Source organism: Microcystis sp. M015S2, assembly GCF_020245945.1.
In the GTDB taxonomy this organism is placed as follows: domain Bacteria; phylum Cyanobacteriota; class Cyanobacteriia; order Cyanobacteriales; family Microcystaceae; genus Microcystis.
This window is the reverse complement of record NZ_JADBTX010000100.1, coordinates 1-24,447: the sequence shown is the minus strand read 5'-3', so window position 1 is coordinate 24,447 and position 24,447 is coordinate 1. Positions and strand designations below refer to the sequence as shown.

Annotated in this window: 22 protein-coding genes; 14 read left to right on the top strand and 8 right to left on the bottom strand. The window is 44.7% G+C overall.

Translation table 11 applies throughout. The features are described 5' to 3' along the window. Positions 1-142 precede the first annotated feature (142 nt). From IM473_RS17680 to IM473_RS17655, 6 genes are all read left to right on the top strand, one after another. Complete coding sequence (locus IM473_RS17680; RefSeq protein WP_287660612.1) at positions 143-2,179, top strand: type I restriction-modification system subunit M; 2,037 nt, start codon at positions 143-145, stop codon at positions 2,177-2,179. A gap of 2 nt (positions 2,180-2,181) precedes the next feature. Then, positions 2,182-2,787, top strand: coding sequence for a Uma2 family endonuclease (locus tag IM473_RS17675; protein ID WP_287660611.1), 606 nt, complete (start codon positions 2,182-2,184; stop codon positions 2,785-2,787). 20 nt (positions 2,788-2,807) lie between these two features. Next, positions 2,808-3,053 (top strand): hypothetical protein, encoded by a 246-nt coding sequence (locus tag IM473_RS17670; protein WP_287660610.1) that lies wholly within the window; start codon positions 2,808-2,810, stop codon positions 3,051-3,053. Positions 3,054-3,165: 112 nt separating this feature from the next. After that, positions 3,166-3,384, top strand: a complete 219-nt coding sequence (locus IM473_RS17665; protein ID WP_198285502.1) for a hypothetical protein — start codon at positions 3,166-3,168, stop codon at positions 3,382-3,384. Beyond that, positions 3,381-3,788: a putative toxin-antitoxin system toxin component, PIN family gene (locus IM473_RS17660; protein WP_046661731.1), complete on the top strand. Its 408-nt coding sequence runs from the start codon at positions 3,381-3,383 to the stop codon at positions 3,786-3,788. The genes IM473_RS17665 and IM473_RS17660 overlap by 4 nt, the downstream gene beginning before the upstream one ends. 21 nt (positions 3,789-3,809) lie before the next feature. After that, positions 3,810-5,075 (top strand): restriction endonuclease subunit S, encoded by a 1,266-nt coding sequence (locus IM473_RS17655; protein ID WP_287660609.1) that lies wholly within the window; start codon positions 3,810-3,812, stop codon positions 5,073-5,075. A gap of 385 nt (positions 5,076-5,460) precedes the next feature. Here IM473_RS17655 and IM473_RS17650 read toward each other — a convergent pair whose 3' ends face one another. Next, positions 5,461-5,679, bottom strand: a complete 219-nt coding sequence (locus tag IM473_RS17650) for a DUF4926 domain-containing protein (protein WP_046661733.1) — start codon at positions 5,677-5,679, stop codon at positions 5,461-5,463. 11 nt (positions 5,680-5,690) lie between these two features. Next, positions 5,691-6,008: a DUF6883 domain-containing protein gene (locus tag IM473_RS17645; protein WP_046661734.1), complete on the bottom strand. Its 318-nt coding sequence runs from the start codon at positions 6,006-6,008 to the stop codon at positions 5,691-5,693. Positions 6,009-6,100: 92 nt separating this feature from the next. Between IM473_RS17645 and IM473_RS17640 the strand changes: the two genes are divergently transcribed. Both IM473_RS17640 and ffh read left to right on the top strand, forming a co-directional pair. After that, the gene (locus tag IM473_RS17640; RefSeq protein ID WP_287660608.1) at positions 6,101-9,103 is read left to right on the top strand and encodes a type I restriction endonuclease subunit R; all 3,003 of its coding nucleotides are present in this window, start codon (positions 6,101-6,103) and stop codon (positions 9,101-9,103) included. 115 nt (positions 9,104-9,218) lie between these two features. Beyond that, positions 9,219-10,655 carry a signal recognition particle protein gene (gene ffh / locus IM473_RS17635; protein WP_287660607.1) on the top strand — a complete coding sequence of 479 codons (1,437 nt, stop codon included), beginning with the start codon at positions 9,219-9,221 and terminating at the stop codon, positions 10,653-10,655. Between the two features lie 3 nt (positions 10,656-10,658). Here ffh and thiL read toward each other — a convergent pair whose 3' ends face one another. Beyond that, positions 10,659-11,627: a thiamine-phosphate kinase gene (gene thiL / locus IM473_RS17630; RefSeq protein ID WP_287660606.1), complete on the bottom strand. Its 969-nt coding sequence runs from the start codon at positions 11,625-11,627 to the stop codon at positions 10,659-10,661. Between the two features lie 39 nt (positions 11,628-11,666). Continuing rightward, positions 11,667-12,338 carry an MBL fold metallo-hydrolase gene (locus IM473_RS17625; RefSeq protein WP_287660605.1) on the bottom strand — a complete coding sequence of 224 codons (672 nt, stop codon included), beginning with the start codon at positions 12,336-12,338 and terminating at the stop codon, positions 11,667-11,669. A gap of 104 nt (positions 12,339-12,442) precedes the next feature. On the opposite strand from IM473_RS17625, the gene IM473_RS17620 reads away from it, so the two are divergent. The 3 genes from IM473_RS17620 (at position 12,443) to cax (ending at position 15,831) form a co-directional block, all read left to right on the top strand. Beyond that, on the top strand, positions 12,443-13,927 hold the full coding sequence (locus IM473_RS17620; RefSeq protein WP_287660604.1) for a site-2 protease family protein: 1,485 nt from the start codon (positions 12,443-12,445) through the stop codon (positions 13,925-13,927). Positions 13,928-14,082: 155 nt separating this feature from the next. Continuing rightward, positions 14,083-14,715 (top strand): YdcF family protein, encoded by a 633-nt coding sequence (locus IM473_RS17615; RefSeq protein ID WP_287660603.1) that lies wholly within the window; start codon positions 14,083-14,085, stop codon positions 14,713-14,715. A 27-nt stretch (positions 14,716-14,742) separates the two neighbouring features. After that, positions 14,743-15,831: a calcium/proton exchanger gene (gene cax, locus IM473_RS17610; protein ID WP_287660602.1), complete on the top strand. Its 1,089-nt coding sequence runs from the start codon at positions 14,743-14,745 to the stop codon at positions 15,829-15,831. 2 nt (positions 15,832-15,833) lie between these two features. On the opposite strand, the gene rsmG is transcribed toward cax, so the two are convergent. Together rsmG and IM473_RS17600 are read right to left on the bottom strand one after the other, a co-directional pair. Further along, positions 15,834-16,511 (bottom strand): 16S rRNA (guanine(527)-N(7))-methyltransferase RsmG, encoded by a 678-nt coding sequence (rsmG, locus tag IM473_RS17605; protein ID WP_287660601.1) that lies wholly within the window; start codon positions 16,509-16,511, stop codon positions 15,834-15,836. 100 nt (positions 16,512-16,611) lie between these two features. Further along, positions 16,612-17,259 (bottom strand): ABC transporter ATP-binding protein, encoded by a 648-nt coding sequence (locus IM473_RS17600; protein WP_287660600.1) that lies wholly within the window; start codon positions 17,257-17,259, stop codon positions 16,612-16,614. An 85-nt stretch (positions 17,260-17,344) separates the two neighbouring features. On the opposite strand from IM473_RS17600, the gene IM473_RS17595 reads away from it, so the two are divergent. Next, the gene (locus IM473_RS17595) at positions 17,345-18,259 is read left to right on the top strand and encodes a Sll0314/Alr1548 family TPR repeat-containing protein (RefSeq protein WP_287660599.1); all 915 of its coding nucleotides are present in this window, start codon (positions 17,345-17,347) and stop codon (positions 18,257-18,259) included. Positions 18,260-18,514: 255 nt separating this feature from the next. Further along, positions 18,515-19,555 carry a fatty acid desaturase gene (locus IM473_RS17590; RefSeq protein ID WP_287660598.1) on the top strand — a complete coding sequence of 347 codons (1,041 nt, stop codon included), beginning with the start codon at positions 18,515-18,517 and terminating at the stop codon, positions 19,553-19,555. A gap of 229 nt (positions 19,556-19,784) precedes the next feature. Here IM473_RS17590 and IM473_RS17585 read toward each other — a convergent pair whose 3' ends face one another. Next, the gene (locus IM473_RS17585) at positions 19,785-21,371 is read right to left on the bottom strand and encodes a serine/threonine-protein kinase (RefSeq protein WP_287660597.1); all 1,587 of its coding nucleotides are present in this window, start codon (positions 21,369-21,371) and stop codon (positions 19,785-19,787) included. A gap of 330 nt (positions 21,372-21,701) precedes the next feature. Next, a complete protein-coding gene (locus tag IM473_RS17580; protein WP_287660596.1) occupies positions 21,702-23,192 on the bottom strand; it encodes a UDP-N-acetylmuramoyl-L-alanyl-D-glutamate--2,6-diaminopimelate ligase in 1,491 nt (496 codons plus the stop codon). Positions 23,193-23,474: 282 nt separating this feature from the next. On the opposite strand from IM473_RS17580, the gene IM473_RS17575 reads away from it, so the two are divergent. Next, complete coding sequence (locus IM473_RS17575) at positions 23,475-24,221, top strand: DUF4079 domain-containing protein (RefSeq protein ID WP_287660595.1); 747 nt, start codon at positions 23,475-23,477, stop codon at positions 24,219-24,221. The last annotated feature ends 226 nt before the right edge of the window (positions 24,222-24,447 follow it).

The window sequence follows — 24,447 nt, the reverse complement described above, 5'->3', positions numbered from 1 at the left end:
TACCCGGCCAAGCTTTTCTGGTCGGAACCCCCTAAGCCGAGTTTTCAAGGTGCTGCGCCGTCCACTTGGTTTTCGAGACTGGCCTTTTAATTCTAACGTAAAGCCGCCGTAGAACGGCGGGGTTTCAGACCCAAAATTTCCGATGAACAACTTCGGTGACAAGGTAAGTTTTATTTGGAGTATCGCGGATTTAATCCGCGACACCTTTAAGCGCGGCAAATATCAAGATGTCATCTTGCCTTTCACCGTGCTGCGTCGCCTCGACTGTGTGTTAGAGCCGACCAAAGAGGAGGTCTTAACAGCCTACCACCAGTACAAAGACAAGCTCGACAATCTCGATCCTCTCCTCTGCAAAAAATCAGGATTTGCCTTCTATAACAGTTGTCCCTACGACTTCGAGAAACTCCTCGATGATCCCAAACAGTTGGCCGCTAACCTCAAGCTCTACATCAACAGTTTTAGCGGCAATATGCGCGAGGTGTTAGAGAAGTTCGACTTTGCCAACACCATCGACAAGCTGGAACAATCAGACCTGCTCTTTCTCGTCACCGAGCGGTTTAAGAACATCGATTTACACCCCGATAAGGTTTCTAACCTAGAGATGGGATACATCTTTGAGGAACTCATCCGCAAGTTTAACGAAGCTCTCGATGAAAATCCGGGGGAACACTTCACACCCCGGGAAGTGATTCAGTTAATGGTTAACCTCATCTTCTCCCCGGACAAAACACAGTTAAGCCAAGAATACATTACTCGCAGCGTTTACGATCCCTGCTGCGGTTCCGGGGGAATGCTGACCATTGCCAAGGATCGGATTTTGGAACTCAACCCCAAGGCCCAGGTTTTTCTCTTTGGCCAGGAAGTCAACCCGGAGACTTTTGCTGTGTGTAAATCCGACCTCTACATGAAAAGTGTGGACGGCAAGGACGCTGAAAATATCAAGTTTGGCAGCACCCTTTCCCAGGACCAGCACAGTGACAAAACCTTTGACTATCTCCTGGCCAATCCACCCTACGGCAAGGACTGGAAGCGAGATAAGGACGCAGTGGAGACAGAGGCACAAAAAGCGGGCAGCCGATTTTCAGCAGGAACACCCCGCATCAGTGACGGACAACTTCTTTTTCTACAGCACATGATTGCACGCATGAAGCCGGAGACCCAAGGAGGCAGCCGCGTGGCGATTGTTATGAACGGTTCGCCATTGTTTACCGGGGATGCGGGAAGTGGGGAGAGCGAGATCCGGCGCTGGATTTTGGAAAATGACTGGCTCGAAGCAATCATCGCTCTGCCGAATGACCTATTTTATAACACCGGCATTGCCACATATATCTGGGTATTGACCAACCACAAGGCTGCCGAGAGGAGAGGTAAGGTGCAGCTAATTAATGCTTCTGAGTTTTGGCTGCCGATGCGGAAGAGTCTTGGCAGCAAGCGCCGGGAGATTAGTTCCGAGCATATTCGGGAGATAACTGAAATTTTCCAGAGTTTTCAACCCTCGGAGGTGAGTAAGATTTTTGATAGGGAAGATTTCGGCTACCGCAAGATTACCGTAGAGCGTCCCTTGAGGCTCAATTTTCAGGCATCACCGGAGCGGATTGAGCGATTGAAAGAGCAGAGCGCGTTTGCTAGTCTGGCAGTAAGCAAGAAGAAAAGTGCTGAAATGAAGGGGATCGAGGAACAGGCCGGCAAAGAACAACAAAAGCTGATTTTAGCCATGCTTAATAGTTTTCCCGATACTTTATATCACGATCGAGGGGAGTTTGAAAAGGTGCTAAAGAAAGGGATGAAAACCGGGGGAATAACCGTCGCAGCAGCAGTTTATAAGGCGATTCTTTCGGCTCTTTCTGAGCGGGACGAATCGGCTAATATTTGTCTGGATAAACAGGGTAATCCCGAACCAGATACAGATTTAAGAGATACCGAAAATGTACCACTTAAACAGGATATTAATGACTATTTCGATCGAGAAGTTCTTCCCCATGTAACCGATGCTTGGATTAGTGACACGGTGCGCGATATTAGGGACGGTGCGCTCGGAAAGGTGGGGTATGAGATTAATTTTAATCGCTATTTTTATAAGTATCAGCCACCGCGAACTTTAGAGGCAATTGAAGCTGATATTAAGGAAGTGGAAGGGGAGATTTTAGCCATGTTAACAAGTCTAGAGGAGAGAATTTGAGGATGAATACTCCCTTAGTTAATTGGCCAGAAACTTTGACAATTACTCAAGAGCAGTTTCAGAAGATAGCTGCGTCTAACAGAGATTTACGATTAGAAAAAACCGCTCAAGGAGAACTGATCATTATGCCACCCACAGGAGGCAATACAGGCAGAATAAATCTCAATTTAGCCGGTCAAGTTTATATTTGGAATGAAAAGTATCAATTAGGAATAGCGTTCGATTCTTCCACTGCTTTTCATCTTCCTAATGGTGCCGATCGCTCTCCTGATGTTGCTTGGATACGTCGGGAAAGGTGGGAATCTTTAACCCCAGAGGAACAGGATGATTTTTCGCCTATTTGTCCAGATTTTGTCATTGAATTGCGGTCAAAAACTGACTCGATGAAAACCCTACGAGAGAAGATGCGGGAGTATTTAGAAAATGGCTTACAATTAGGATGGTTAATCGATCCGAAAAGTAAAACCGTTGAGATTTATCGAGCTAATCAAGAGGTGGAAGTTCTGCACAATCCCACCCATTTATCAGGTGAGAATATTCTAACTGATTTTGTTTTAGATTTGGACGATCCCCCCCACCCCCCTTCAAAAGGGGGGAGAAGCAAATAAAATAAAAAAGAGGTGTCAAAATGCCAGTGATTAAATTACGCTCTCATATCGGCGAAGATGGGATGTTACATTTAGATATTCTCCCTGAGTTTAAAGGTCAGGAAGTGGATGTAACGGTAACTGTTGAACCTATTACAGAGGAGAAAACCAAAACAAAGGAAACCTTATCTCAAGCAAGGGAAAGATTTGCTAAAGTGCGAGAACATTTTCAAGGAAGAAATTTTTTGGATAGCACAGAATTATTAAGAGAGGATAGACAAAGGTGACGAGTTTTGTTGTTGATGCTAATGTAGCTATCAAATGGGTGTTAACAGAAATTTATACAGATAACGCTTCTCGCTTATTAAGTCCCCAGTGATGAATATCTATCAGAAAACCTTGGTCATTCAAGATCCTAATCAGCTTGTTTTGTCTGATTTACCTTTTCAAAAAGGTCAGCAAGTGGAAGTAATGATTATTGCCAAAAATTATGACAGGGAAGCTCTAGCTAATAAGTTACGAGATTTCTTTAAAGAAGTCCAAGCTTTACACGCTGACAATCCTTTGACTGAAGAAGAAATTGAGGCTGAAATTGAGGATTATAGAAGAGGAAAATGAAGGTTGTAATCGATACTAATGTTGTTATTTCTGCTGCAATAGCTGACAGAAACCCAGAAAAAATAATTCTCTTTGTAGTATCTAACCCAGATTTTTACTGGATAGTATCACCGGATATTTTAGCAGAATATAGAGAGGTTTTATCCCGAAAACGGTTAAAGCTAACTAATGAGCAGAAACAATACTGGTTGACTCTTACAAGTGCCGTTACTTTTGTCGTCGATATTAATTTAGAAATTGATTTCCCCAGAGATAGAAAAGATGCTAAGTTTTTAGCCTGTGCAATTGTTAATAATGCTGATTACTTTATTACAGGAGATAAGGACTTTGATGAAGTTAAAAATCTAGGCCATACCAAGATTATTTCAGTTTCTCTTTTTCAGACAAAATATCAAATAAAATAGTAACCTAAGAGCTAGATTAATATGATTACAAAAAAATGGCAGCCTTATCCTACTTACAAGGATTCTGGAGTTGAATGGTTGGGTAAAATTCCTGAACATTGGGAGGTGAAGAAACTTAAGTATATTTCCTATCTCACAATGGGACAATCTCCCAGTTCTGATGATTATAATCATGAAGGATATGGATCACCTTTTCTTCAGGGAAATGCTGAATTTGGGAATAGACATCCACAAGCAAAAATATTTTGCGCTACAGTAAACAAGTATGCAGAGAAAGGGGATATTTTAATCTCGGTAAGAGCGCCAGTTGGTGCTTTGAATGAAGCAGACACAAGATATGGTATTGGTCGTGGTTTATGTTCTATAAGACCAAGAGATATTATTATTAGACAATTTGCTTGGTATTTAATTCAAGTAGTAAAAGTTGAACTAAATTTTTTATCTACAGGGAGTACCTATGAAGCTGTTGCTGTAACAGATATTTCTAATCTCAGTTGTTTACTCCCCCCCCTTCATGAACAACAAAAAATCGCCGAATTTCTCGACGAAGAAACCAGCAAAATTGATAAACTAATCACCAAGAAAGAGCGATTAATCGAACTTCTTAAAGAGAAGCGCACCGCACTGATTAGCCATGCAGTCACCAAAGGACTTAACCCAGATGTTCCGATGAAGGATTCCGGGGTTGAATGGTTGGGTGAAATTCCAGAACATTGGGAGGTGAAGAAACTTAAGTATATTTCCTATCTCACAATGGGACAATCTCCCAGTTCTGATGATTATAATCATGAAGGATATGGATCACCTTTTCTTCAGGGAAATGCTGAATTTGGGAATAGAAATCCAGAAGCAAAAATATTTTGCGCTACAGTAAACAAGTATGCAGAGAAAGGGGATATTTTAATCTCGGTAAGAGCGCCGGTTGGTGCTTTGAATGAAGCAGACAGAAGATATGGTATTGGTCGTGGTTTATGTTCTATAAGACCAAGAGATATTATTATTAGAGAATTTGCTTGGTATTTAATTCAAGTAGTAAAAGTTGAACTAAATTTTTTATCCACAGGGAGTACCTATGAAGCTGTTGCTGTAACAGATGTTTCTAATCTCAGTTGTTTACTCCCCCCCCTTCCCGAACAACAAAAAATCGCCCAATTCCTAGACCGAGAAACCAGCAAAATTGACAACCTAATCACCAAAACTCGCACCAGCATTGACCATCTCAAAGAATATCGCACCGCGTTAATTTCAGCCGCCGTTACTGGTAAAATAGACGTGAGGGAACATTAAAGCCATGCACATTATAACTTGCAAGGGTTTAAACGAATTTGCGGAGAGATACTAGGGTTGATTTATAGTAGGGTTGATTCATGAATCAACCCTACCCTTAGTCCCCTCTTGATAAGGGTGGTATCTGATAATTTTTAACGGCTACCTACTTAAGTAGGGTTGACTGAATAAATGTGAAATGTAGGCAAGGTAAGGGTTTTGTGGTTTTTCTCGTGAAACAGGTGCCAGATTTTGAGAGAATTGTGCTTCAAAACCTTGCGTCTTCATCAGTCTGCGTCCTGTAGGGGCGAAGCATTCGGGCAATAACCTATCGGTGAAACTGTAGATTTTTTATCCGAATGCTTCGCCCGTACTTTTTCAGCAAGCCCTACATAAATATTTCCCACTAGACATGATAACTGAGTGCGGGTGTGGTTAATAATTCAATTTGTGATTCTGCTACCTCTACCGTATCTTGAAAAATTAAGCCTTCTAAACTGTATCCATCTTCCTCACCTTCAGCCCTCTGGTAATATTCAACAACTGTTCCAATACTCCCTTTTTTTAAACCATATTCAGGAATATCTTCTCTTAAAGAAACTTGAGAAAATAGTTTAAATTTCATGTTCCTTGCTCCTAACTGGGGAATAACGTTACAAACTTTGTTTCTCGATCTGTTACCATCCAAATTGTTTTTATAGGTAAAATTCTGCCATTTGGCGCAGTTAACTCACCGGTGATTTTATACTTTTGCCCATACCTAGTCTTAGTTGTTGGCGTAGCTTCTAAAGTTAAAATCTGTTGACGCAAGTCCCGCTCAAGTTCTTGCCAGTTACCTAAAGTATAGCCTCCCAGTGCCAGATATTGTGACTTGTCATCCTTCGGTAAAAAAACCAACAAATACTGAGTAAGTTTGGTTTCAGAGATAATGGCATTAACATCTAAGTAGGGCATAATATTGACAATCAGCAGTCTAAAGACATGATATAGCGGTAAGCGCTTGAGTGAGATACAGACCAAGCCTTGCCTAGCATGGTTTATAGCTCGTGACACTGTACTTCATACGACTGCACACCGCTATAGACACCTCCGAGAAAAACTTTGAAGCCACCATCGAAGCAAGCCTCCTCAACAGTGGCTATCAGCGCCGCAGCTCCAAAGATTATGAGCGCTCACTTTGCCTCATACCCGAAGATGTCCTTAACTTCATCCAAACCAGCCAACCTCAAGAGTGGCAGAAATTCCAAACCCAGTACGGTGACGACGCAAACACCCAACTCCTCAAACAGCTTGCCGAAGTCATCAAGAATCGGGGAACCTTAGAAGTACTCAGAAAAGGCATCAAAGCCAACAGCTGCCGCTTCCAACTCGCCTACTTCCAACCCTCCAGCAGTCTCAATCCAGAAACCCAAAGACTCTACCAGAGCAACTGCTTTAGTGTCCTTAGACAACTGTACTACAGCCAGAAAAATCCCTCCCACAGCATCGATATTGTCCTCTTTCTTAACGGTTTACCCATCTTCACCGCCGAACTAAAAAACCCTTTTACAGGGCAAAACGTCCAACAAGCGATTAAACAATATCAAGAAGATCGAGATCCGAGAGAGCCACTCCTCAAGTTTGGCCTATGTCTCTCCCACTTTGCCGTTGACTCGGATCTGGTCTATGTCAGCACTCACCTCCAGGGCCATGAAACCCGCTTCCTACCCTTCAACCCCGGAAAGACTGGCGTAGCGGCAAACCCAGACCCTACCAAATTCCGCACCGCCTACCTGTGGGAGCAAATCTGGCGGCAAGATAGCTTCCTTGACCTAATCCAGAACTTTATCACCCTCGTGGAAAAAAAAGACGACAAGGGCAGAAAAACAGGAGTAAAGAGCCTTATCTTTCCGCGCTACCATCAATTAGATGCCGTGCGCCGTTTGCTGGCCGATGCCAAGGCCGAAGGGACGGGAAAATCCTACCTCATCCAACACAGTGCCGGCAGTGGCAAGAGTAACTCAATAGCATGGCTGGCCCACGGACTGGCCAGCTTGCACGATGATCATAATACCCGCGTTTTTGACTCTATCATCGTCATCACCGACCGCCGTATATTGGATCAGCAACTACAGGCCACTATTCGCCAGTTTGAACAGACCTCTGGGGTGGTGGAAAACATCGACAAAACTTCGCGGCAACTCAAAGAGGCCCTAGAGTCCGGGAAAAATATCATCGTCACCACCCTGCAAAAATTCTCCGTCATCGTCGATCAGATCCAGTCCCTCTCCGGGCAGCGCTTCGCAGTAATCGTCGATGAGGCCCATTCTTCCCAGACCGGAGAAAGTACCAAAAAACTCAAAAGCGTCCTCACCGCCACCAGCCTAGAAGCGGCCGCCGCCGAGGAAGGGGGAGAAGAGGAGGATTTAGAAGATCGGATCATTGCCGAGGCAAAAAAACGGGGAAAAATTGCTAATTTGAGTTATTTTGCCTTTACCGCCACGCCTAAACCCAAAACCCTAGAAGTATTCGGCACCAGACAACCAGACGGCAGCTTTGCTCCCTTTAGCCTCTATTCCATGGCTCAGGCGATTGAGGAAGGCTTTATTCTCGACGTGCTGGAGAACTATACCACCTACAAAACCTACTTTAACCTGCTCAAAACCATCGAAGATGACCCCCACTATGATCGCGCCAGGACCGCCTCGCTGCTGCGCCACTTCGTCGATTTACACGAACACACCATTAAGCAGAAAGTGGCCATCATTGTCGAACACTTCCATGAGCAGGTGGCCCATCAGGTGCAAGGCAAGGCCAAGGCCATGATTGTCACGCGATCGCGTCTCCATGCCGTGCGGTACAAGTTGGCCCTAGACCGCTATCTCAAGGAAAAAGACTATCCCTATCAGTCCCTAGTCGCCTTTACCGGGACAGTTAGAGACGGCGACGACTTCACAGAAACCAACATGAATAGCGCCTCCTCAGGTACTCATATCCCCGACAAAGCCACCGCAGACACCTTTCAACAAGCTCCCTACCGCTTTCTCGTCGTTGCCAACAAATTCCAGACCGGTTTTGACCAACCCCTCCTAGGCGCAATGTACATCGATAAGAAATTAGCCGGGGTTAACGCTGTCCAGACCCTCTCCCGTCTCAACCGCATCCACCCCCACAAAACCGGGACTCTGGTGCTGGACTTCGCCAACGAGGCCGATGAAATCAAAGCAGCCTTTAAAGATTACTACGACCGCACCATCTTGACGGAAGCCACCGACCCCAACCGGCTCTACGAAATCCAAGCACAGCTTGACGACTATTACTTTTACCAAGATTCCGACATCGATAGCTTCGCGCAGATATTCTTTCACCCCCAAGGAACCCAGGCCAAGCTTCATGGCAGCCTCGACCCCGTACTTGATCGTTACCTAGAAGCTTCTGAAGAGGAAAAAGTCGGTTTTCGGGGTAAACTCCAAGAATTTATCCGACTTTATGGCTTTGTCTCTCAATTACTCCCCATACCTGCTGCAGACTTAGAGAAGTTTTATCAGTTCTCCCGCCACTTAATCTGCAAACTTCCCACCTCCGCAGAGGCTCTTCCTTTGCCTATTCAACAAAGTATCGAACTAAATTCCTACCGCATCCAAGAGACCCACAGGGGCAAAATTGAACTAAAACGGGGTGTCAGGGAAACTCCTAGGGTTTATTCCCTAGGCAAGGGCCAACCTTCTGCCAAAAAGATAGAACCCCTCTCGAAAATTATTGAAGAAATTAATCGACGATTTGGTACTGATTTCAGTGAGGATGAGCGAGTTTTTATCGAACACCTTGAAACTAAACTGGATGACAGCGCACCCCTGAAAGCGAGCCTTAAGATCAATACTCCCGAAAATGTTAAACTCGCCTTTGATAACCTGGCATCCGACATAATGCAGGACATGGTGGAAACCAACTTCAGCTTTTATAAACAGTTCACTGACGACCTTGAATTTAAGGCCCTGCTCCTCGGTTTTCTCTTTAATCGATTCCTGCAGCGATCGAATACTTCCGAAGCTAAGACAGACTCAGTTTAACATTCGATCGAACTTTCCCACCCTATGCCAGTCCGAGACCAATGACAGGGGAAGGGGGGTCTTCCCCTGACATTTGAGATAAAATCGATCTAGTTAAAAATTTAATTCCGAAACTATGTTCGACGCACTGGCCGACCGCTTAGAAGACGCATGGAAAAAATTACGAGGTCAAGATAAAATCTCCTCGGCCAATATACAAGAAACCCTCAAAGAAGTCCGGCGGGCTTTATTAGAAGCAGATGTTAACCTACAGGTAGTCAAGGGATTTATTGCTGAGGTCGAGAAACAAGCCCTCGGCGCTGAAGTGATTTCCGGAGTCAATCCCGGTCAGCAATTTATCAAAATTGTCTATGATGAATTAGTCAAAATTATGGGGGAAAGCAACGTTCCCCTAGCTCAGGCCGATAAACCCCCCACCGTAATTTTAATGGCCGGGTTGCAAGGGACAGGAAAAACCACCGCCACCGCCAAATTAGCCCTATATCTCCGCAAACAGTCCAAAAGCTGCCTGATGGTGGCCACCGATGTTTACCGTCCGGCGGCCATTGACCAATTAATCACCCTCGGTAAACAGATAAATGTTCCCGTCTTCGAGATGGGTTCTCAGGCTAATCCTGTCGATATCGCCCGTCAAGGTGTGGAAAAAGCCAAAGAATTGGGCGTAGATACCGTTATCATCGACACCGCCGGTCGTTTGCAGATAGATACCCAGATGATGGGCGAACTAGCACAAATCAAGAAAATTGTCAAGCCCGACGACACTTTATTAGTGGTGGATGCCATGACCGGTCAGGAAGCGGCCAGTCTTACCCACACTTTTCACCAACAAATCGGCATCACGGGGGCAATTCTTACTAAACTTGATGGCGATACTCGCGGTGGGGCAGCCCTATCAGTGCGGCAAATATCGGGACAACCGATTAAATTTGTTGGGGTTGGCGAAAAAGTCGAAGCTTTAGAGCCATTTTATCCCGATCGCCTTGCCAGTCGCATCCTCAATATGGGTGATGTCCTGACCCTAGTGGAAAAAGCTCAGGAACAGTTAGACCTAGAAGACGCGGCCAAAATGCAGGCCAAGATTTTAGAGGCTAAGTTTGATTTTAATGACTTCCTCAAACAGATGCGGCTGTTAAAAAATATGGGTTCCCTGGGGGGAGTCTTGAAGTTAATCCCCGGTCTGGGCAAACTGAGCGGCACAGACATCGAAAAGGGCGAAAAAGAGTTAAAACGCACGGAAGCGATGATTAATTCCATGACCACGGAGGAACGCGCTAACCCCGATTTATTGGCTAAGTCTCCTAATCGTCGTCGTCGCATTGCCAAAGGTTCGGGACATCCGGAAACAGAAGTTAACAAACTAATTACTAATTTCACCAGAATGCGATCGATGATGCAACAGATGGGACAGGGACAAATGCCCGCTATGCCTGGGATGCCTGGGATGGGTGGCGGAATGTTTGGGGGGGGCAATCAACCGGGGTTTCGCGGTCAGGGTGGCAGCCCGAAAAAACCGAAGAAAATCAAGAAAAAGAAAGGTTTTGGCGATTTATAGAGGCTAAAAATGTTGAAATCCGGAGCTTAAACTGAGGTTTCTACCGTCGGCTAATTTTATCTCTCTCCCCGGGACAATTTGACCGATTATCGCCCCCTCTTCCCCCACTTTCTCCAGCAATTCTCTGGCACTGTCCGGGGGCAAACACAAAACTAACTCAAAATCTTCACCGCCGTATAAAGCCCATTCTAGAGCTTTTTCGGCTCCTACATATTCTTTCAGGGTTGGATGCAGGGGAATCCTCTCGATTTCAGCACCAACCCCACTACAGCGACAAATTTGCATGATGGCATCTGCTAACCCGTCACTGCTATCCATGCCCGCGATCGGAAATTGCTTGACAATTTTTTGTAAATGTGGTATGCAATCGAGTCTCGGTCGCGGGCGTTGATGAGCTTGGATTAATCGCTTTTTTTGGGCGGAATTTAAATTACTCCCGGTTTCAGGGTGAAAGAGTAACTCTAATCCAGCCCGCGATAAACCGTGATAACCAGTAATAACGATACTATCGCCCACTTTGGCATTAAAACGTCTAATTTCTTCATTTTTTGCCACTTGTCCCAGAGCAGTGATGCTGATGTTAATCTCCGTGGCCCGACAGACATCGCCACCGACGATCGCCGTCTGATATACTTGCAGACAAGAGCTAAGACCCCGATAGAGTCCTTCTAGCCAATCGATGGCTAGATCGGGAGTTAAAGCCAATCCTACCGTAATTCCCAGGGGTTCTGCCCCCATAGCCGCTAAATCGGATAAATTAGCCGCCGCCGCTCGCCAGCCCACATCTTCCGGAGAGGTGGTAATATCGCTAAAGTGGACGTTATTAACTAAAACATCAGTGGTGACAACCAGAGAATAACCATCCTTGAGGGATAAAATCGCCCCATCATCACCGATAATCTCCGCAGGACAATATTTTTGCAGAATCGGTAGCAATCCCTGTTCACCCAAGTCTTTAACGGTTAAATTCATAATTTCTGGGAATTGAACGATACAGCTTCTAAAAAGTCTTTAGTTAAGAGGATTGGCGCTGATTTTTTCGTAGGCACTATCGATAATTCCCCGACCGCGCAAAAAGCCGGTATTAGCTCCCGGACAAAGATAAGAGAGGGTTTCCGGACTAAAACGGTCTAAAATGTCCTTTTGCGATCGCAATTGCCGCGGCCAGTGGAAAGTTTTCGCGGTCTGTAGGGGTTGCGGTTGACCCTTAGTGTCGGGGAGAAGATGACGACCGGTAAATAAAACCCCCCCGTGATGGTGCCAGTAGAGACAGCAGGAGCCGGGAGAATGGCCAGGAGTCCAAAAACCGCTACAAGTGGGAGATAACTGGATTTCTTGGGAAAAAACGGTAATTTGACGGTGAGGAAGCAGATAAGCTTCCTGTTCCTGGAGAATAATCTCACAATCAAGCCAACTTTGCAGAGAATCGCTCTGTTTACCCTGACCCCCGCGATGGGTAAAAAATAAGTAACGGACCCCTTTTTCTCGCAGAAAATCCCGCTCGCTCTCCTCACAGCTAGGACAATCCACCAGAATATTGCCGGTATTTTCTACAATAAGATAAGAGGTTCCCCCTAGGGTTTCCCGATTAGGGGAGAAAGCGTATAAACCTTCTAGAATTAATCGAGGGGGTTTTGTGGTTTTGCTAACCTCTAAAGGAGACGATTCGGTTTCCGATCGCATGGTTTGCCTATCCAAATCACAATCAATGCGGTTTACAATTTAGCACGATCGATGACCGGGCCGGCTGAAATTAGCCGCTTTTTATTCAAGAGAAAAGAGCCGATATGGAAATGTGGTTGTTATTAGGGATTCTTGGTGGTTTCACTTATTTTATCGTCAAGCGTAGCGTGGCCAAAGTCACGACAACACCAATATGGTTAATTTGGTTAGTCCTGATGACTCCGGCTCTTATTTGGACCGGCTGGACGTTAATCTATGGAGAGGATACCCCCATGCCGGCATTTTTGCTGATCGGTCCTTTTGTGATCTGCCCTTTTTTGTATTGGTGGCTAGTACAAAAGGGTCGAGTTACTCCCCAAGAAAGCCCCCCATCATCACCGAAACAAGCGAATTTAGTCCTAGAAAATATTGATAATCCTGCACCTAAAAATGATTTAAAACCGATCACTGCCGAAGAGGAAAAATCCCTACGAGATTGTTTTCCTTGGGGTATTTATTATCTGCAAAATATCGATTATCGTCCCCAAGCAATTCTCTGTCGGGGCAAATTGCGAGCGGTTCCCGAAGAAGCTTATCAAGTGATTAAAAACAATGTGGAAAAGGTTTTTGGAGATCGCTTTTTATTGCTTTTCCAAGAAAGTTTTCAGGGACAACCTTTTTTCGCTCTTGTGGCTAATCCCTGGCAGCAAAAAACAGAAACTATAGAAACTGAAAAAGTTACTCGCCCCTTTCTTGCCCTGGGTTTATTGTTATTAACTCTCTTAACTACCACGGTCATCGGTGCGGGATTAAGTGGCATTACCACCCAACAATTAGAAAATAATTCTAGTTTATTACTGCAAGGTTTGCCCTACAGTTTAGGCTTAATTGCTATTTTAGGACTGCACGAATTCAGTCATTATTTTACAGCAGTTAAATACAAAATTAAAACTACTTTGCCCTATTTTATCCCCATTCCTTTCTTCCTAGGCACCTTCGGGGCTTTTATTCAAATGAGATCGCCTGTACCCACCCGCAAAGCTTTATTTGATGTGGCGGTGGCCGGTCCTTTGGGGGGTATAATTATCGCTATTCCTCTACTGTTTTGGGGGTTGTCCCTCTCGGAAATAGTTCCCCTAACTAATCAAAGCAGTTTATTAAATTTTCAGTCCTTAAATCCACAGTTTTCTTTTCTCTTGTCTATCGTAGCTAAACTAGCCTTCGGCAGTGATTTAATCGCAGGAAAAGCCGTCCATTTACATCCTTTAGCGGTGGCCGGTTATGTGGGAATTATCGTTACAGCCCTAAATTTAATGCCCGTGGGTCAATTGGATGGTGGTCATATTGTTCACGCCATGTATGGGCAGAAAACCGCCATAATTATCGGTCAATTAACTCGATTATTCATGTTTATTTTAGCCCTAGTGCAACCAGATTTTTTACTCTGGGCGATTATCCTCTTATTAATGCCAGTCAGCGATCAACCTGCATTAAATGATGTCACCGAATTGGATAATAAACGAGATTTATTAGGTTTATTTTCCTTGGCTTTGTTATTAAGTATTTTGCTACCCCTTCCCGAAGCGGTGGCCCGTTGGTGGGGGATGTAAGGGACCGCATCAATCAACCTGAGTTCTGGGAAAATTATCGGTCAGTTGGGGAATAAAATCCCCATCTCCTACGTCAATGTGAGTTCGATGACTCACCCTCGATCACTTTAATCCACAAAGCTGAAGGCTGACAACCGATCACCGATCACTGATATATGGTTCTCAAGGCTAATTCTCGCAGAAAAAAGCGAGTTTCCCCGCAAGGGAAGTTAGGCAAATCTAGGTTAAAATTGCTGGCTATTCCGCTAATTTTGGCGAGTTTAGGCTGGTTATACCACGATTTACGTCAGCAGTGGCTAAAACCGGAAGCGATTTTTGTTTTGGGAGGTCATGCCGATCGAGAACGTTTTGCGGCAAAATTAGCGAAGGAATATCCTGATCTACCCATTTGGGTGTCTTCCGGTAGTCCGCGACGATATGTGAAAAAGATTTTTAAAAAAGCGGGAATTCCTCTAGAACGTCTCCATCTCGATTACAATGCGCGAGATACTGTCACTAACTTTACTAGCCTAGCCGATCAACTGAAAGCCGAAGGTATTGATAGTGTCTATCTAGTCACTTCCGATAATCACATGAGAAGGGCGCGATTAGTGGGAGAAATTGTTTTTGGTAGTCGCGGAATCGTGATTAAACCGGTAACTGTTCCCTCCCAATCACCCCCCGAACCCCTAGAAAAGTCGCTCAGAGACGGTTTTAGGGCAATATTATGGATAATAACCGGTTCTACCGGGGAATTTTGGCTAAAATCCGATTCTAGTCCCCCTCAGTTCCCAACCCGATCAAAATAAAATTATCTTGACAAAATTACCCACTTTATGTTAAACAAAAACACCATTTTCGCCATCTTATTAATTTTTGTGCCGCTATCGATCGCCGGTTCCCTGTTACACTGGGGCGGAACGGTAGTTTTTATCACCGCTTGTCTAGCCATTATCCCCCTAGCGGCCTACATGGGGGAAGCCACCGAAGCGATTGCGGTGGTGGTCGGGCCAAATATTGGCGGTTTGATGAATGCCACCTTTGGCAATGCCACAGAATTAATTCTCGCCTATGTCGCTTTGCGGGAAGGTTTTATCGATGTGGTAAAAGCGACGATTACTGGCTCAATTATCGGTAATTTACTCTTAGTTATGGGATTATCGATGTTTTTAGGCGGTTTACGCTTCAAAGAACAGGAATTTCAGCCAATAACTGCCCGTTTAAACGCTTCAGCTATGAATTTAGCGGTGGTGGCGCTCCTTTTACCCACTGCCGTGGAATTTACCTCCACGGGAGTCGGGGAAGCAGTCCTGCAACGTCTATCCGTGGCCGTGGCAGCGGTGTTAATTTTCGTCTATGGTTTAAGTCTCTTGTTTTCTATGAAAACCCACACCTATCTCTACGATGTCGGGGTTGCCGGTATCGAGGAGGAAAGCACTGGAGAAAGCACCGCAAGGCCGAAAATCTGGTTTTGGTCTTTGATTTTATTGATCGTTACCATCGCCGTGGCCGTAGAATCGGAGTTATTGGTGGCATCCCTAGAGGAGGCTACGGAACAGCTAGGTTTAACGGCACTGTTTACGGGGGTGATTCTTTTGCCTATTATCGGTAATGCGGCCGAACACGCTACGGCCGTCACCGTCGCCCTTAAGAATAAAATGGATCTATCGGTATCTGTGGCCGTCGGTTCCAGTATGCAGATCGCCCTGTTTGTGGCTCCGGTTTTGGTTATCATGGGTTATATTATCGGTCAGCCCATGGATCTCAATTTTAATCCCTTTGAGTTGGTAGCAGTGGCTGTAGCGGTGTGGTTGGCTAATTCGATTAGTAGTGATGGGCGATCAAATTGGTTAGAAGGAATGTTACTCTTAGCGACCTATGCTATCTTGGCCTTGGCTTTCTTTTTCCATCCTCTCACTGCTTAGAGTTATCCCTTAGAGATATATAGACAATGACGGACGCTTTGGCTTAAGGGAGTGGTAAAACTGGCAATTTCGAGGATTTTACCACGAGCTTTCCCTAGATTCTCCTCTAAACTTAAATTATCCTGCGCGGACCACTGACCACGATAGAGAATAGCGATTCCAGTCTTTTTCAGGAAAGGCAAAGCATAGTTAACACAGATATCCACATTAGCAACCGCTCGCAAACAGACGATATCGTAAGCACAGTTATGTTTAAGGTTTTTCCCGACGATTTCCGCCCGACCTAAACGAGTTTTCGTGTTATTTAACTCTAATTTGTCAATAACTTCTTCAAGAAAATTAATCTTTTTTTGGGTGGAATCCAAGAGAGTCACCGACCAATGGGGATATGCGATCGCAATTGGCAGCCCCGGAAACCCGGCCCCGGTCCCCAAATCAATGACTGATAGGGATTTTGTCAATAGATCTGGCTGGGATTTTTGTAACCAAGCTAAACCCGATAAAGAATCCCAAAGATGTTTTTCCCAAAACTCCTCTGGTTGGGTAATTCGGGTGAGATTAAAACGTTGATTACCCTCTAAAATCAACTCATAAAGTTGTTGAAATCGCGCTTGTTGGACCCCATCGGGTTGCCATTCTAGGGTTTCTTGCCAAAGGTCAAATAATTCAGGAAGGATCATTAATTCAGTTATCAGTTATCAGTAATCAGTTATCAGTTATCAGTTATCAGGTATGAGGAGAGTGGGGAAATTTCAACTAATACCGCAAAACCCGAAAACCTCAACTATCTGTTTTTTCATTTTTCACTTCCCTCAAATGTCCTTGTTCAATTTTCCAGTGACGGTCAGCAATGGGGAGTAATTCCCCAGCATCGTGACTAACTACTAATAAAGTCCAGTGTTGTTTGAGACTAGCGAGAAGTTTGGCCAATTGACGACGCATAGACCAATCTAAACCGGCCGTAGGTTCATCGAGAAGTAACAGATTAGGCTGCCGGATTAACTGGACAGCGAGAGATAAACGACGCTGTTGACCTCCACTAAGATTGTGGGGAGAAGTATCCAGAGGAATATTTTCTAATCCTACCTCCTTTAAGGCCGCCGTTAGGCGATCGCTTTTAATTTCTGGATGACCGAGACGCAACTCCTCAAGGATGGTTTTACCGCAAAAATGACGTTCGGGAAACTGAAAAACGATTCCTCCTAATTGTTGCAGGTGCAGCACCGTTAATTCTTGGTCGCGCCAGTGAATTGTCCCTCCTGTTTTATCAGCAAAGCCTGCTAGAATTTCCAAAAGAGTCGTTTTTCCGGAACCACTGGGGCCAACAATCAGACCTAATTCTTGGGGGGCTAATTCGAGATTAATCCCCTGTAAAATGGGATTGAGAGCAGCGGGAGGATGATAAACCACATCTTTGAGATAAAGCATTGACAGGAAAATAACTGGAAATTAAGTCTAGAAACTCGTTTCTATTGTGACAGATTTTTTCATTCGCTCAAGGAGACTTTTGACCATGGTGCTGAGGTTAGGTTTAACGAAAAAAATGGCGATCGGTGCTTCCCTGGCTGTTATGGTAATGGTTAACTGGATTGGTCCCGGGTTAGCCGGAGATCCTTTCCGCAAAACCAATCCCCGACCGATTGGTGATAAGACCGAGGCCGCTTTTAACGCTATTTTTAAACAAGGTAACTATCTAGAGGCAAAAAAATTAATTGTTGAGGCCACAGAAAAGGAACCCCAAGAACCTTTGTCCCATGCTATGCGGGCCTCTCTTGCTTTTACCGACCAGGATTGGAACACCCTAAAAACCTACTCCGAGAAGACTAAGGCAGCGGCCAAGCAAATGCAGGCCAGCGACCCTTTAAGGGGAAATTTATATCTAGCGGTGGGGAGTTTTTTAGAGGGAACCTACGTTTTTCAAACCGAAGGAGCAGTATCGGCTATCCCCAGATTACAACAGGTGTTTCAGTATTTGGAAACCGCAGAAAAGGTTAATCCTACGGATCCGGAATTGAACCTGTTAAAGGGTTATATGGATTTGATTTTAGCGGTTAATCTGCCCTTTTCTAGTCCCCAAGAGGCAATTGAAAGGCTAGAAACCTACGGAAGTCCTGATTACTTGGTCGATCGAGGTATAGCTCTAGCTTACCGGGATTTAAAGCAGTATGATCAGGCTTTGCGGTTTATCGATAACGCTCTGGAAGCGACCCCCGATAATCCAGAATTAATGTATCTGAAGGGTCAAATCCTGAGAATTCAAGGCAATACGGATAAAAATACTGGCTCTTTGAAACTGGCATTGGATTACTTTAATAATGCCCTGAAAAAACAGGAACAACTCCCCGAATCGGTCAAAAAACAGTTAAATCGCGAACACCGTAAGGTACAGGAGGAGATTAAATCCCTAGAAAACACGGCTAATCGTTAAAAAAGCCTAAAAATAGTCAATATTTAGGGTTTTTATCGGTTATCAGCTTCTGAAGGCAAAAGGCAAATTTTGCCAAAACAGAAAATCCCCTCTTATGTTATATAAAGTAAAGGATTATTAAGCTTCGCGGAAGTTTATTAATTAAAGTTAAAAATATATTGACAAAAAAATTGGCTTGTGGTAAGGAGCATAATTTAGCCAAACCTCCTAGCTGATTTCTTGTCAAGGGTTCACCTAAGTGTAATTGGAGATTTCATGACGGCAACGACGGATAAATTGCATGGGGAGTTGATCACCTCGATCGAGCCAGACTTTAAACTGAAAGATATTATTAAAACCATTCCCAAAGAATATTTCCAGAAAGACCCAGTTAAAGCTTGGTTTGGTGTGATTGCGAATATTTTGGCGGTCATTGCGGGTTATGCAATGGTAGTTTATTCTCCCTGGTATTTACTGCCTTTAGCTTGGATTTTCACTGGTACAGCTTTAACGGGATTCTTTGTCATCGCCCATGATTGCGGTCATCGGTCTTTTTCTAATCGACCCTGGGTTAATGATCTTGTCGGTCATATTTTCCTGTTACCGCTTATCTATCCCTTCCACTGCTGGCGTTTCCTGCACGATCGCCATCATGCTAAAACTAACATGGTAACTATAGATAATGCTTGGGATCCGTGGGAATTAGAAGCTTTTAACTCGGCCAATCCCTTAGTGCGTCTCTTTTATCGCGGCATCCGCGGACGTTTCTGGTGGCTTGGTTCGATCGCCCACTGGGCTATTCTACACTTCAACATCGAACAATTCAAGGAGAACGAACGGGAAAAAGCCCGCTTTTCGATGATTGTCGTCCTAGTTTTTGCCGCTATTTTTTTCCCAACCCTAATTTTCTACACTGGTGTCTGGGGATTGGTTAAATTTTGGGTGGTGCCTTGGTTTGTCTATCATTTTTGGATGAGTACCTTTACCCTTGTCCATCACACAGACCCCGATATTCAATTTTCCTATCCCGAAGAGTGGAATCAAGCTTTAGCGCAACTAGAAGGGACAGTTCACTGTAGCTATCCCCGTTGGGTAGAAATTCTCTGTCACGATATTAATGTCCATATCCCCCATCATATCTCGACGGCGATTCCTTCCTATAACCTCCGCAAAGTTCACGCTAGTCTCAAAGAAAATTGGGGTAGTCACCTAAAAGAAACTGAGTTTTCTTGGGGATTGATGAAGCGAATCGTTGATTATTGCCATATTTTCGACTCCGAAACCGCCTACAAAACCTTTAAGGAAAGTCGCGGTTAAATCAGTTATCAGTGATCAGTTATCAGTTATCAGTGGGTAAGTTATCAGTGATCAGATTTGAGTTTTAAGTGACAGTATTAAATCGAATTTTCCTACTGTCTTTTCACTGATTACTGATTATTGTTTACTGGCCACTGTTTACTGATCACTGAAAAAAGCTCCCTGCTCCCCAATTCATAATTCATAATTCATAATTCATAATTCATAATTCATAATTCATAAGCAAAGATTACCAAGAACCGCGTTTACCATTGGGCATAACTGTTAACCAGTTGGTTTTTGCTAGGACGATTTGTTCTCGATTTACTTGGGCATCAGAGAGATTAGCCCCGCAAAGATTAGCGTTTTTGAGATGAGCGTGGCGAAGATTGGCTCCAGTGAGATTCGCCCCGCGCAAATCGGACTCTTCCAGGTCTGCATAACCGAGATAGGCATTATTTAAATTGGTATTTTTGAGAATCGCTTGACTGAGATTAGCCCGGCCCAAATCCGCATTGGACAGATCCGCCCCTTGTAAATTAGTTCCTGTTAATTTGGATTGAAAGAAATTTACCCCCAAAAGTTGTGCTTTAGACAGATTGAGATTCGATAATTCCTCCTGGGCGAAATTGCGCCGGCCGTTATTGTAAGCATCGAGAATCGCTTTTTCATCTAAGCGGCGTTTTCTCTTCGGTAAGGTTATATCTGGGCTGCTGTGGTCTTTGTTTTTAGATTGTATATTTGTATTGGTTGTTGAAAAGGCCATCTGCGCCCCCGGCAGATTATCTGGAGAGGCCTCTGGATTTTTATTTTTGGGGCGAAATTTAGAGTTGAGAGAGCCAGAAATGAAGGAAGTGGCTATTTGACCTGAATCTTGTGGTGGTTTCGGGGAAGTAACCATTGGAGCCGCGATTAAACTTTGGGCTAGACTATCAGCATAAGAGGTCATGTCTAAAGCATCCATTACCTCTTGGGCGGATTTGTAGCGATGACGGATGGAGACTTCCAGCATTGTTTTCAGGACTTTAGCAAACTGGGGACTCACCTTGACTAATTTTTCCCAGAGTAATTCACCTGTATTGACATCAACTTCGATAGCCTTAGGAGATCTGCCCGTGAGTAGATAGATACAGGTAACTCCCACGGCATAGATATCACTGGCATAGACGGGACGCAGGGCCATCTGTTCGGGAGGGGCAAAACCTTGGGTACCCACGGCAAAATTAGTGAAAACGTTTTGAGAGTTGGTATTAGCAATCATAGTGTTAACTTGATTTGTAACCGCCCCAAAGTCAATCAGAACCAATTTTCGATCCGTTTGCCGAAGAATTAGGTTAGCAGGTTTGATATCCCGATGAATTACCTTTTGTTTGTGGATATATTTCAAAATCGGCAACAGTTCACTTAAAAACTGTTTGACTCCCGCTTCGCTAAACGGTCCGCGTTTTTTTACCTCTTGGTAGAGGTTATGACCTTTAACGTATTCCTGAACTAGATAAAACTGTTGATTATCTTCAAAATAGTCCAATAATCGGGGAACCTGCGGATGAACCCCCAGTTTTCCCAGGGTTTCCGCTTCTCGCTCAAAAAGTTCCTTGGACATCTGAAAAATATTAGGATCGTCAGTGGAAGGTCGCAGTTGTTTGACCACACATAGTGGGGTACCTGGTAGGGACAAATCCGATGAGACAAAGGTTGCCCCAAACCCTCCTTTCCCTAAAATGCCTAGAATTCGATAGCGGTCGTGCAGAAGAAGTTTTGAACCGCAACTCTCACAGATTAACGCTGTTGGGGCGTTTTTCGGTTGAGGACAGTCAGGATTAAGGCAGTAGGTCATATAGAGTCACCAGTTGACCAATACTTTTTGGCTAACACAGTTCAACAATGTACTCTGGGAGATTCTCCTCAAGAGGGAGGGTCTCCCAGAGTCTAAAACTATACAGAAACTCTAGACAGTCAAAGTGCGCATCTAGTCTTGGTTATCGACTAAAACAACGCCTTTTAGTGTCATTGCTTAGTTAACGCAGAGGCAACTTATCAAGATAGCGGTTGCTTGCTAACTGGGATTTTTACCTAAACTCCTTTAGCTTATCACAGATTTGACAATTGGCGACCTCTACCAATTGTCAAGTAATCTTAGCTTTTCTTAATAATTCATCACCTCTAATCACTTTTTCACTTTCATCAAAGCGGCCCGGGCCTGTTCGCGGTCATCGAAATGGATTTTTTCCGTCCCCAAAATTTGATAGTCTTCGTGACCTTTACCCGCAATAATTACTCCGTCTCCCGGTTGCGCTGCTTGAATAGCCGTGTCAATGGCCAAAGCGCGATCGCTAATTACCTGCACGGTAATTTCTGGAGGAATGCCAGCGATAATATCCTCAAGGATTCGTTCGGGAGACTCTGTGCGGGGATTATCGGAGGTAACTATGGCTAAATCTGCTAATTCTGCCGCTATTTTCCCCATTAACGGCCGTTTTGTCCGATCTCGATCGCCGCCACAACCAAAAACACAAATCATCCGACCAGAAATAAAGGGACGTGTTGCTTTTAAAACATTCTCTAAACTGTCGGGAGTATGGGCATAATCGACAATGACGCTGATATCTTGGTCGGGAGCGATGCTAACCCGTTCCATCCGCCCCGGTACTCCTGAAAACTGGGGAATTTGACCGATTACTGTCTCTAGCTCTACACCACATTCTAACACTGCCGCCACCGCCGCTAAGAGATTAGCCAGATTATATTGACCCACCAGAGGAGAAGCAAAGGCTATTTCCCCTTGGGGAGTCACCATCACCCCTTCCACTCCCGTGGGTTGATAGTGTAGATCTTTAGTATAAAAATCGGCACGAGCATCGGACACACTATAGGTTAAAACCTGTTGGGGAGAGAGGGAGGCCGCTAAACGTTGACCATAGGCATCATCAAGGTTAATAATCGCCTTACCTTGCAGATAATCGGGACTAAATAATTTAGCTTTAGCGGCAAAATAATCCTCCATGTCGAGGTGATAATCGAGATGGTCCCGGGTGAGATTGGTAAACACCGTCACGGGAAAAGTACAACCCTGTACCCGTCCCTGGGCCAGTGCATGGGAACTAACTTCCATGACGGCGATTTCATTGCCGGCGCTCACTGCTTTGGCTAAACTAGCTTGTAACTCGTTAGCAAAAGGGGTGGTATGATTGGCGGTTTCTTGGAATCCTTGCCAACGGGTATAAAGAGTACCGAATAAAGCTGTGGGAATCCCTGCTTGGCTGAGAAAATATTCAATTAAATGGGTGGTGGTGGTTTTGCCGTTGGTTCCCGTCACACCGATTAATTTTAGGGTTTGGGCAGGATAATGATAGAATTTAGCAGCGATCGCGGCAGTGGCAGTAACTAAATCTGCCACAACGATTACGCAAGCATCCTCCGGGGGGGGAAATTTAGCTGCGGCTGCTGGGGAGATAAGCGCCGCTAGGGCCCCGGTTTCCAAAGCGGAACGCCAAAATTCGCCGCCATCGACGCGAGTACCGGGTAAACCGATAAATAAATCTCCCGGTTGACAAGCATGGGAATTGGTGGAAATTCCTGTAATCTCGGTTTCTAAAGCGATAGGAGAAGCAATCGGGGAAACCAGAGGGATAGTTGTTAAAAGTTCTTGTAGTTTCATAGTCAGGATTGAATCTAGGGATTGCTGCTTTTAGATTAGCCGATTATCAAAGAGGTTCCTAGTCCGAAATGGGAAGTGGGGGTGTAGGGAATTATGAATTATGAATTATGAATTGGGGAATTGGGGTGTGGGGAAATGGGGAGAATAAATAAAAATAATCTCCTGACGAGCGACTCCTAACTCCTGCCGACCGCCTCCTGATATCTGCGATAAGCTAAAAAAAACAAGGCTATAGCTTGTCAACTGTTGACGATTTTCTGCGGAGATTTTCGGGATATTTATATGCAATTCGTCGATTTTCTGGCTCTCATTCATCCTGTCCTAGCGATAGTGGTCGTTTTCCCCATTATCGGCCTCGTAGTTAACTTTGCTTGGCAAACCCGTCAACGTCGCCTAGAAACCAACGCGGGAAATAAAAGTAACATTCCGCCAGTGGTCGGGCTAGAACATCTACGCTTAGGCCGCTGGTTAACGGGTACAGTGGTAGGGGTTAACCTGTTAGCACTAGCTTACTCGGTCGTTTACGGTTTTAATGGTTTTGTCGATCAACAAAAAGAGGGAAAATTAGACTCCTTTCAGGTCATTTTTGTGATTTTGATGTTTTTTGTCACCATTGCCTCTTTGGTCTGTCTCTACCGTGCTAGACAAGGCCTCTGGCGCGGAATTTTTGCCACCTTGACTGGCATCGGTTTAATTATTATCGGTTCTCAGGATGGGGTCTGGCGACTCTCGGACCAATGGTACTGGTCTCACTACTATATCGGCATGGCGGCATCATTACTGATGATTTTCTCTCTGGCCATTGTCGAAGATATCTATAAAGACCGTTCCCATCGTTGGCGCATTGCCCATACAATTCTCAATTGTGTCGCTCTGGCTCTCTTTCTGGGACAAGCGATGACCGGTTCGAGGGATTTACTGGAAATTCCCCTCAGTTGGCAAAAACCGGCAATTTATCGCTGTGATTTCACCAATAAAACCTGTCCCGAACCGAAATCCTCAACCCCCCTCATCAACCCGATAAGTTAAACTTTTTTAGGGACTGGGAGAGGGAGAGGGTGAAGGATTTGGGAAATCACACTCAGATGTACCCGTGGTATCAATGGGTTCCTCACCTGACAGGGGGACAAGCGAGCTAGAAAACTTGCCAACAAAGGCTTCTAGCTTCTCTCGCTAGAAATAGATTTAGCAATTCTAGGCAAAAAGCTAACGAAAGAATTAGGGATAGGAGCGAGCTTACTAGGAATTATTATTA

Excerpts from the sequence above, each read along its gene's own strand:
- IM473_RS17615 (WP_287660603.1), top strand. The coding sequence starts at position 14,083 with ATGGTTCTCAAGGCTAATTCTCGCAGAAAAAAGCGAGTTTCCCCGCAA.
- ffh (WP_287660607.1), top strand. The coding sequence starts at position 9,219 with ATGTTCGACGCACTGGCCGACCGCTTAGAAGACGCATGGAAAAAATTA.
- IM473_RS17675 (WP_287660611.1), top strand. The coding sequence starts at position 2,182 with ATGAATACTCCCTTAGTTAATTGGCCAGAAACTTTGACAATTACTCAA.
- IM473_RS17600 (WP_287660600.1), bottom strand. The coding sequence starts at position 17,259 with ATGCTTTATCTCAAAGATGTGGTTTATCATCCTCCCGCTGCTCTCAAT.
- IM473_RS17590 (WP_287660598.1), top strand. The coding sequence starts at position 18,515 with ATGACGGCAACGACGGATAAATTGCATGGGGAGTTGATCACCTCGATC.
- IM473_RS17575 (WP_287660595.1), top strand. The coding sequence starts at position 23,475 with ATGCAATTCGTCGATTTTCTGGCTCTCATTCATCCTGTCCTAGCGATA.
- IM473_RS17585 (WP_287660597.1), bottom strand. The coding sequence starts at position 21,371 with ATGACCTACTGCCTTAATCCTGACTGTCCTCAACCGAAAAACGCCCCA.
- IM473_RS17625 (WP_287660605.1), bottom strand. The coding sequence starts at position 12,338 with ATGCGATCGGAAACCGAATCGTCTCCTTTAGAGGTTAGCAAAACCACA.
- cax (WP_287660602.1), top strand. The coding sequence starts at position 14,743 with ATGTTAAACAAAAACACCATTTTCGCCATCTTATTAATTTTTGTGCCG.
- IM473_RS17595 (WP_287660599.1), top strand. The coding sequence starts at position 17,345 with ATGGTGCTGAGGTTAGGTTTAACGAAAAAAATGGCGATCGGTGCTTCC.
- IM473_RS17670 (WP_287660610.1), top strand. The coding sequence starts at position 2,808 with ATGCCAGTGATTAAATTACGCTCTCATATCGGCGAAGATGGGATGTTA.
- IM473_RS17620 (WP_287660604.1), top strand. The coding sequence starts at position 12,443 with ATGGAAATGTGGTTGTTATTAGGGATTCTTGGTGGTTTCACTTATTTT.
- IM473_RS17580 (WP_287660596.1), bottom strand. The coding sequence starts at position 23,192 with ATGAAACTACAAGAACTTTTAACAACTATCCCTCTGGTTTCCCCGATT.
- rsmG (WP_287660601.1), bottom strand. The coding sequence starts at position 16,511 with ATGATCCTTCCTGAATTATTTGACCTTTGGCAAGAAACCCTAGAATGG.
- IM473_RS17660 (WP_046661731.1), top strand. The coding sequence starts at position 3,381 with ATGAAGGTTGTAATCGATACTAATGTTGTTATTTCTGCTGCAATAGCT.
- IM473_RS17680 (WP_287660612.1), top strand. The coding sequence starts at position 143 with ATGAACAACTTCGGTGACAAGGTAAGTTTTATTTGGAGTATCGCGGAT.
- IM473_RS17650 (WP_046661733.1), bottom strand. The coding sequence starts at position 5,679 with ATGAAATTTAAACTATTTTCTCAAGTTTCTTTAAGAGAAGATATTCCT.
- thiL (WP_287660606.1), bottom strand. The coding sequence starts at position 11,627 with ATGAATTTAACCGTTAAAGACTTGGGTGAACAGGGATTGCTACCGATT.
- IM473_RS17655 (WP_287660609.1), top strand. The coding sequence starts at position 3,810 with ATGATTACAAAAAAATGGCAGCCTTATCCTACTTACAAGGATTCTGGA.
- IM473_RS17645 (WP_046661734.1), bottom strand. The coding sequence starts at position 6,008 with ATGCCCTACTTAGATGTTAATGCCATTATCTCTGAAACCAAACTTACT.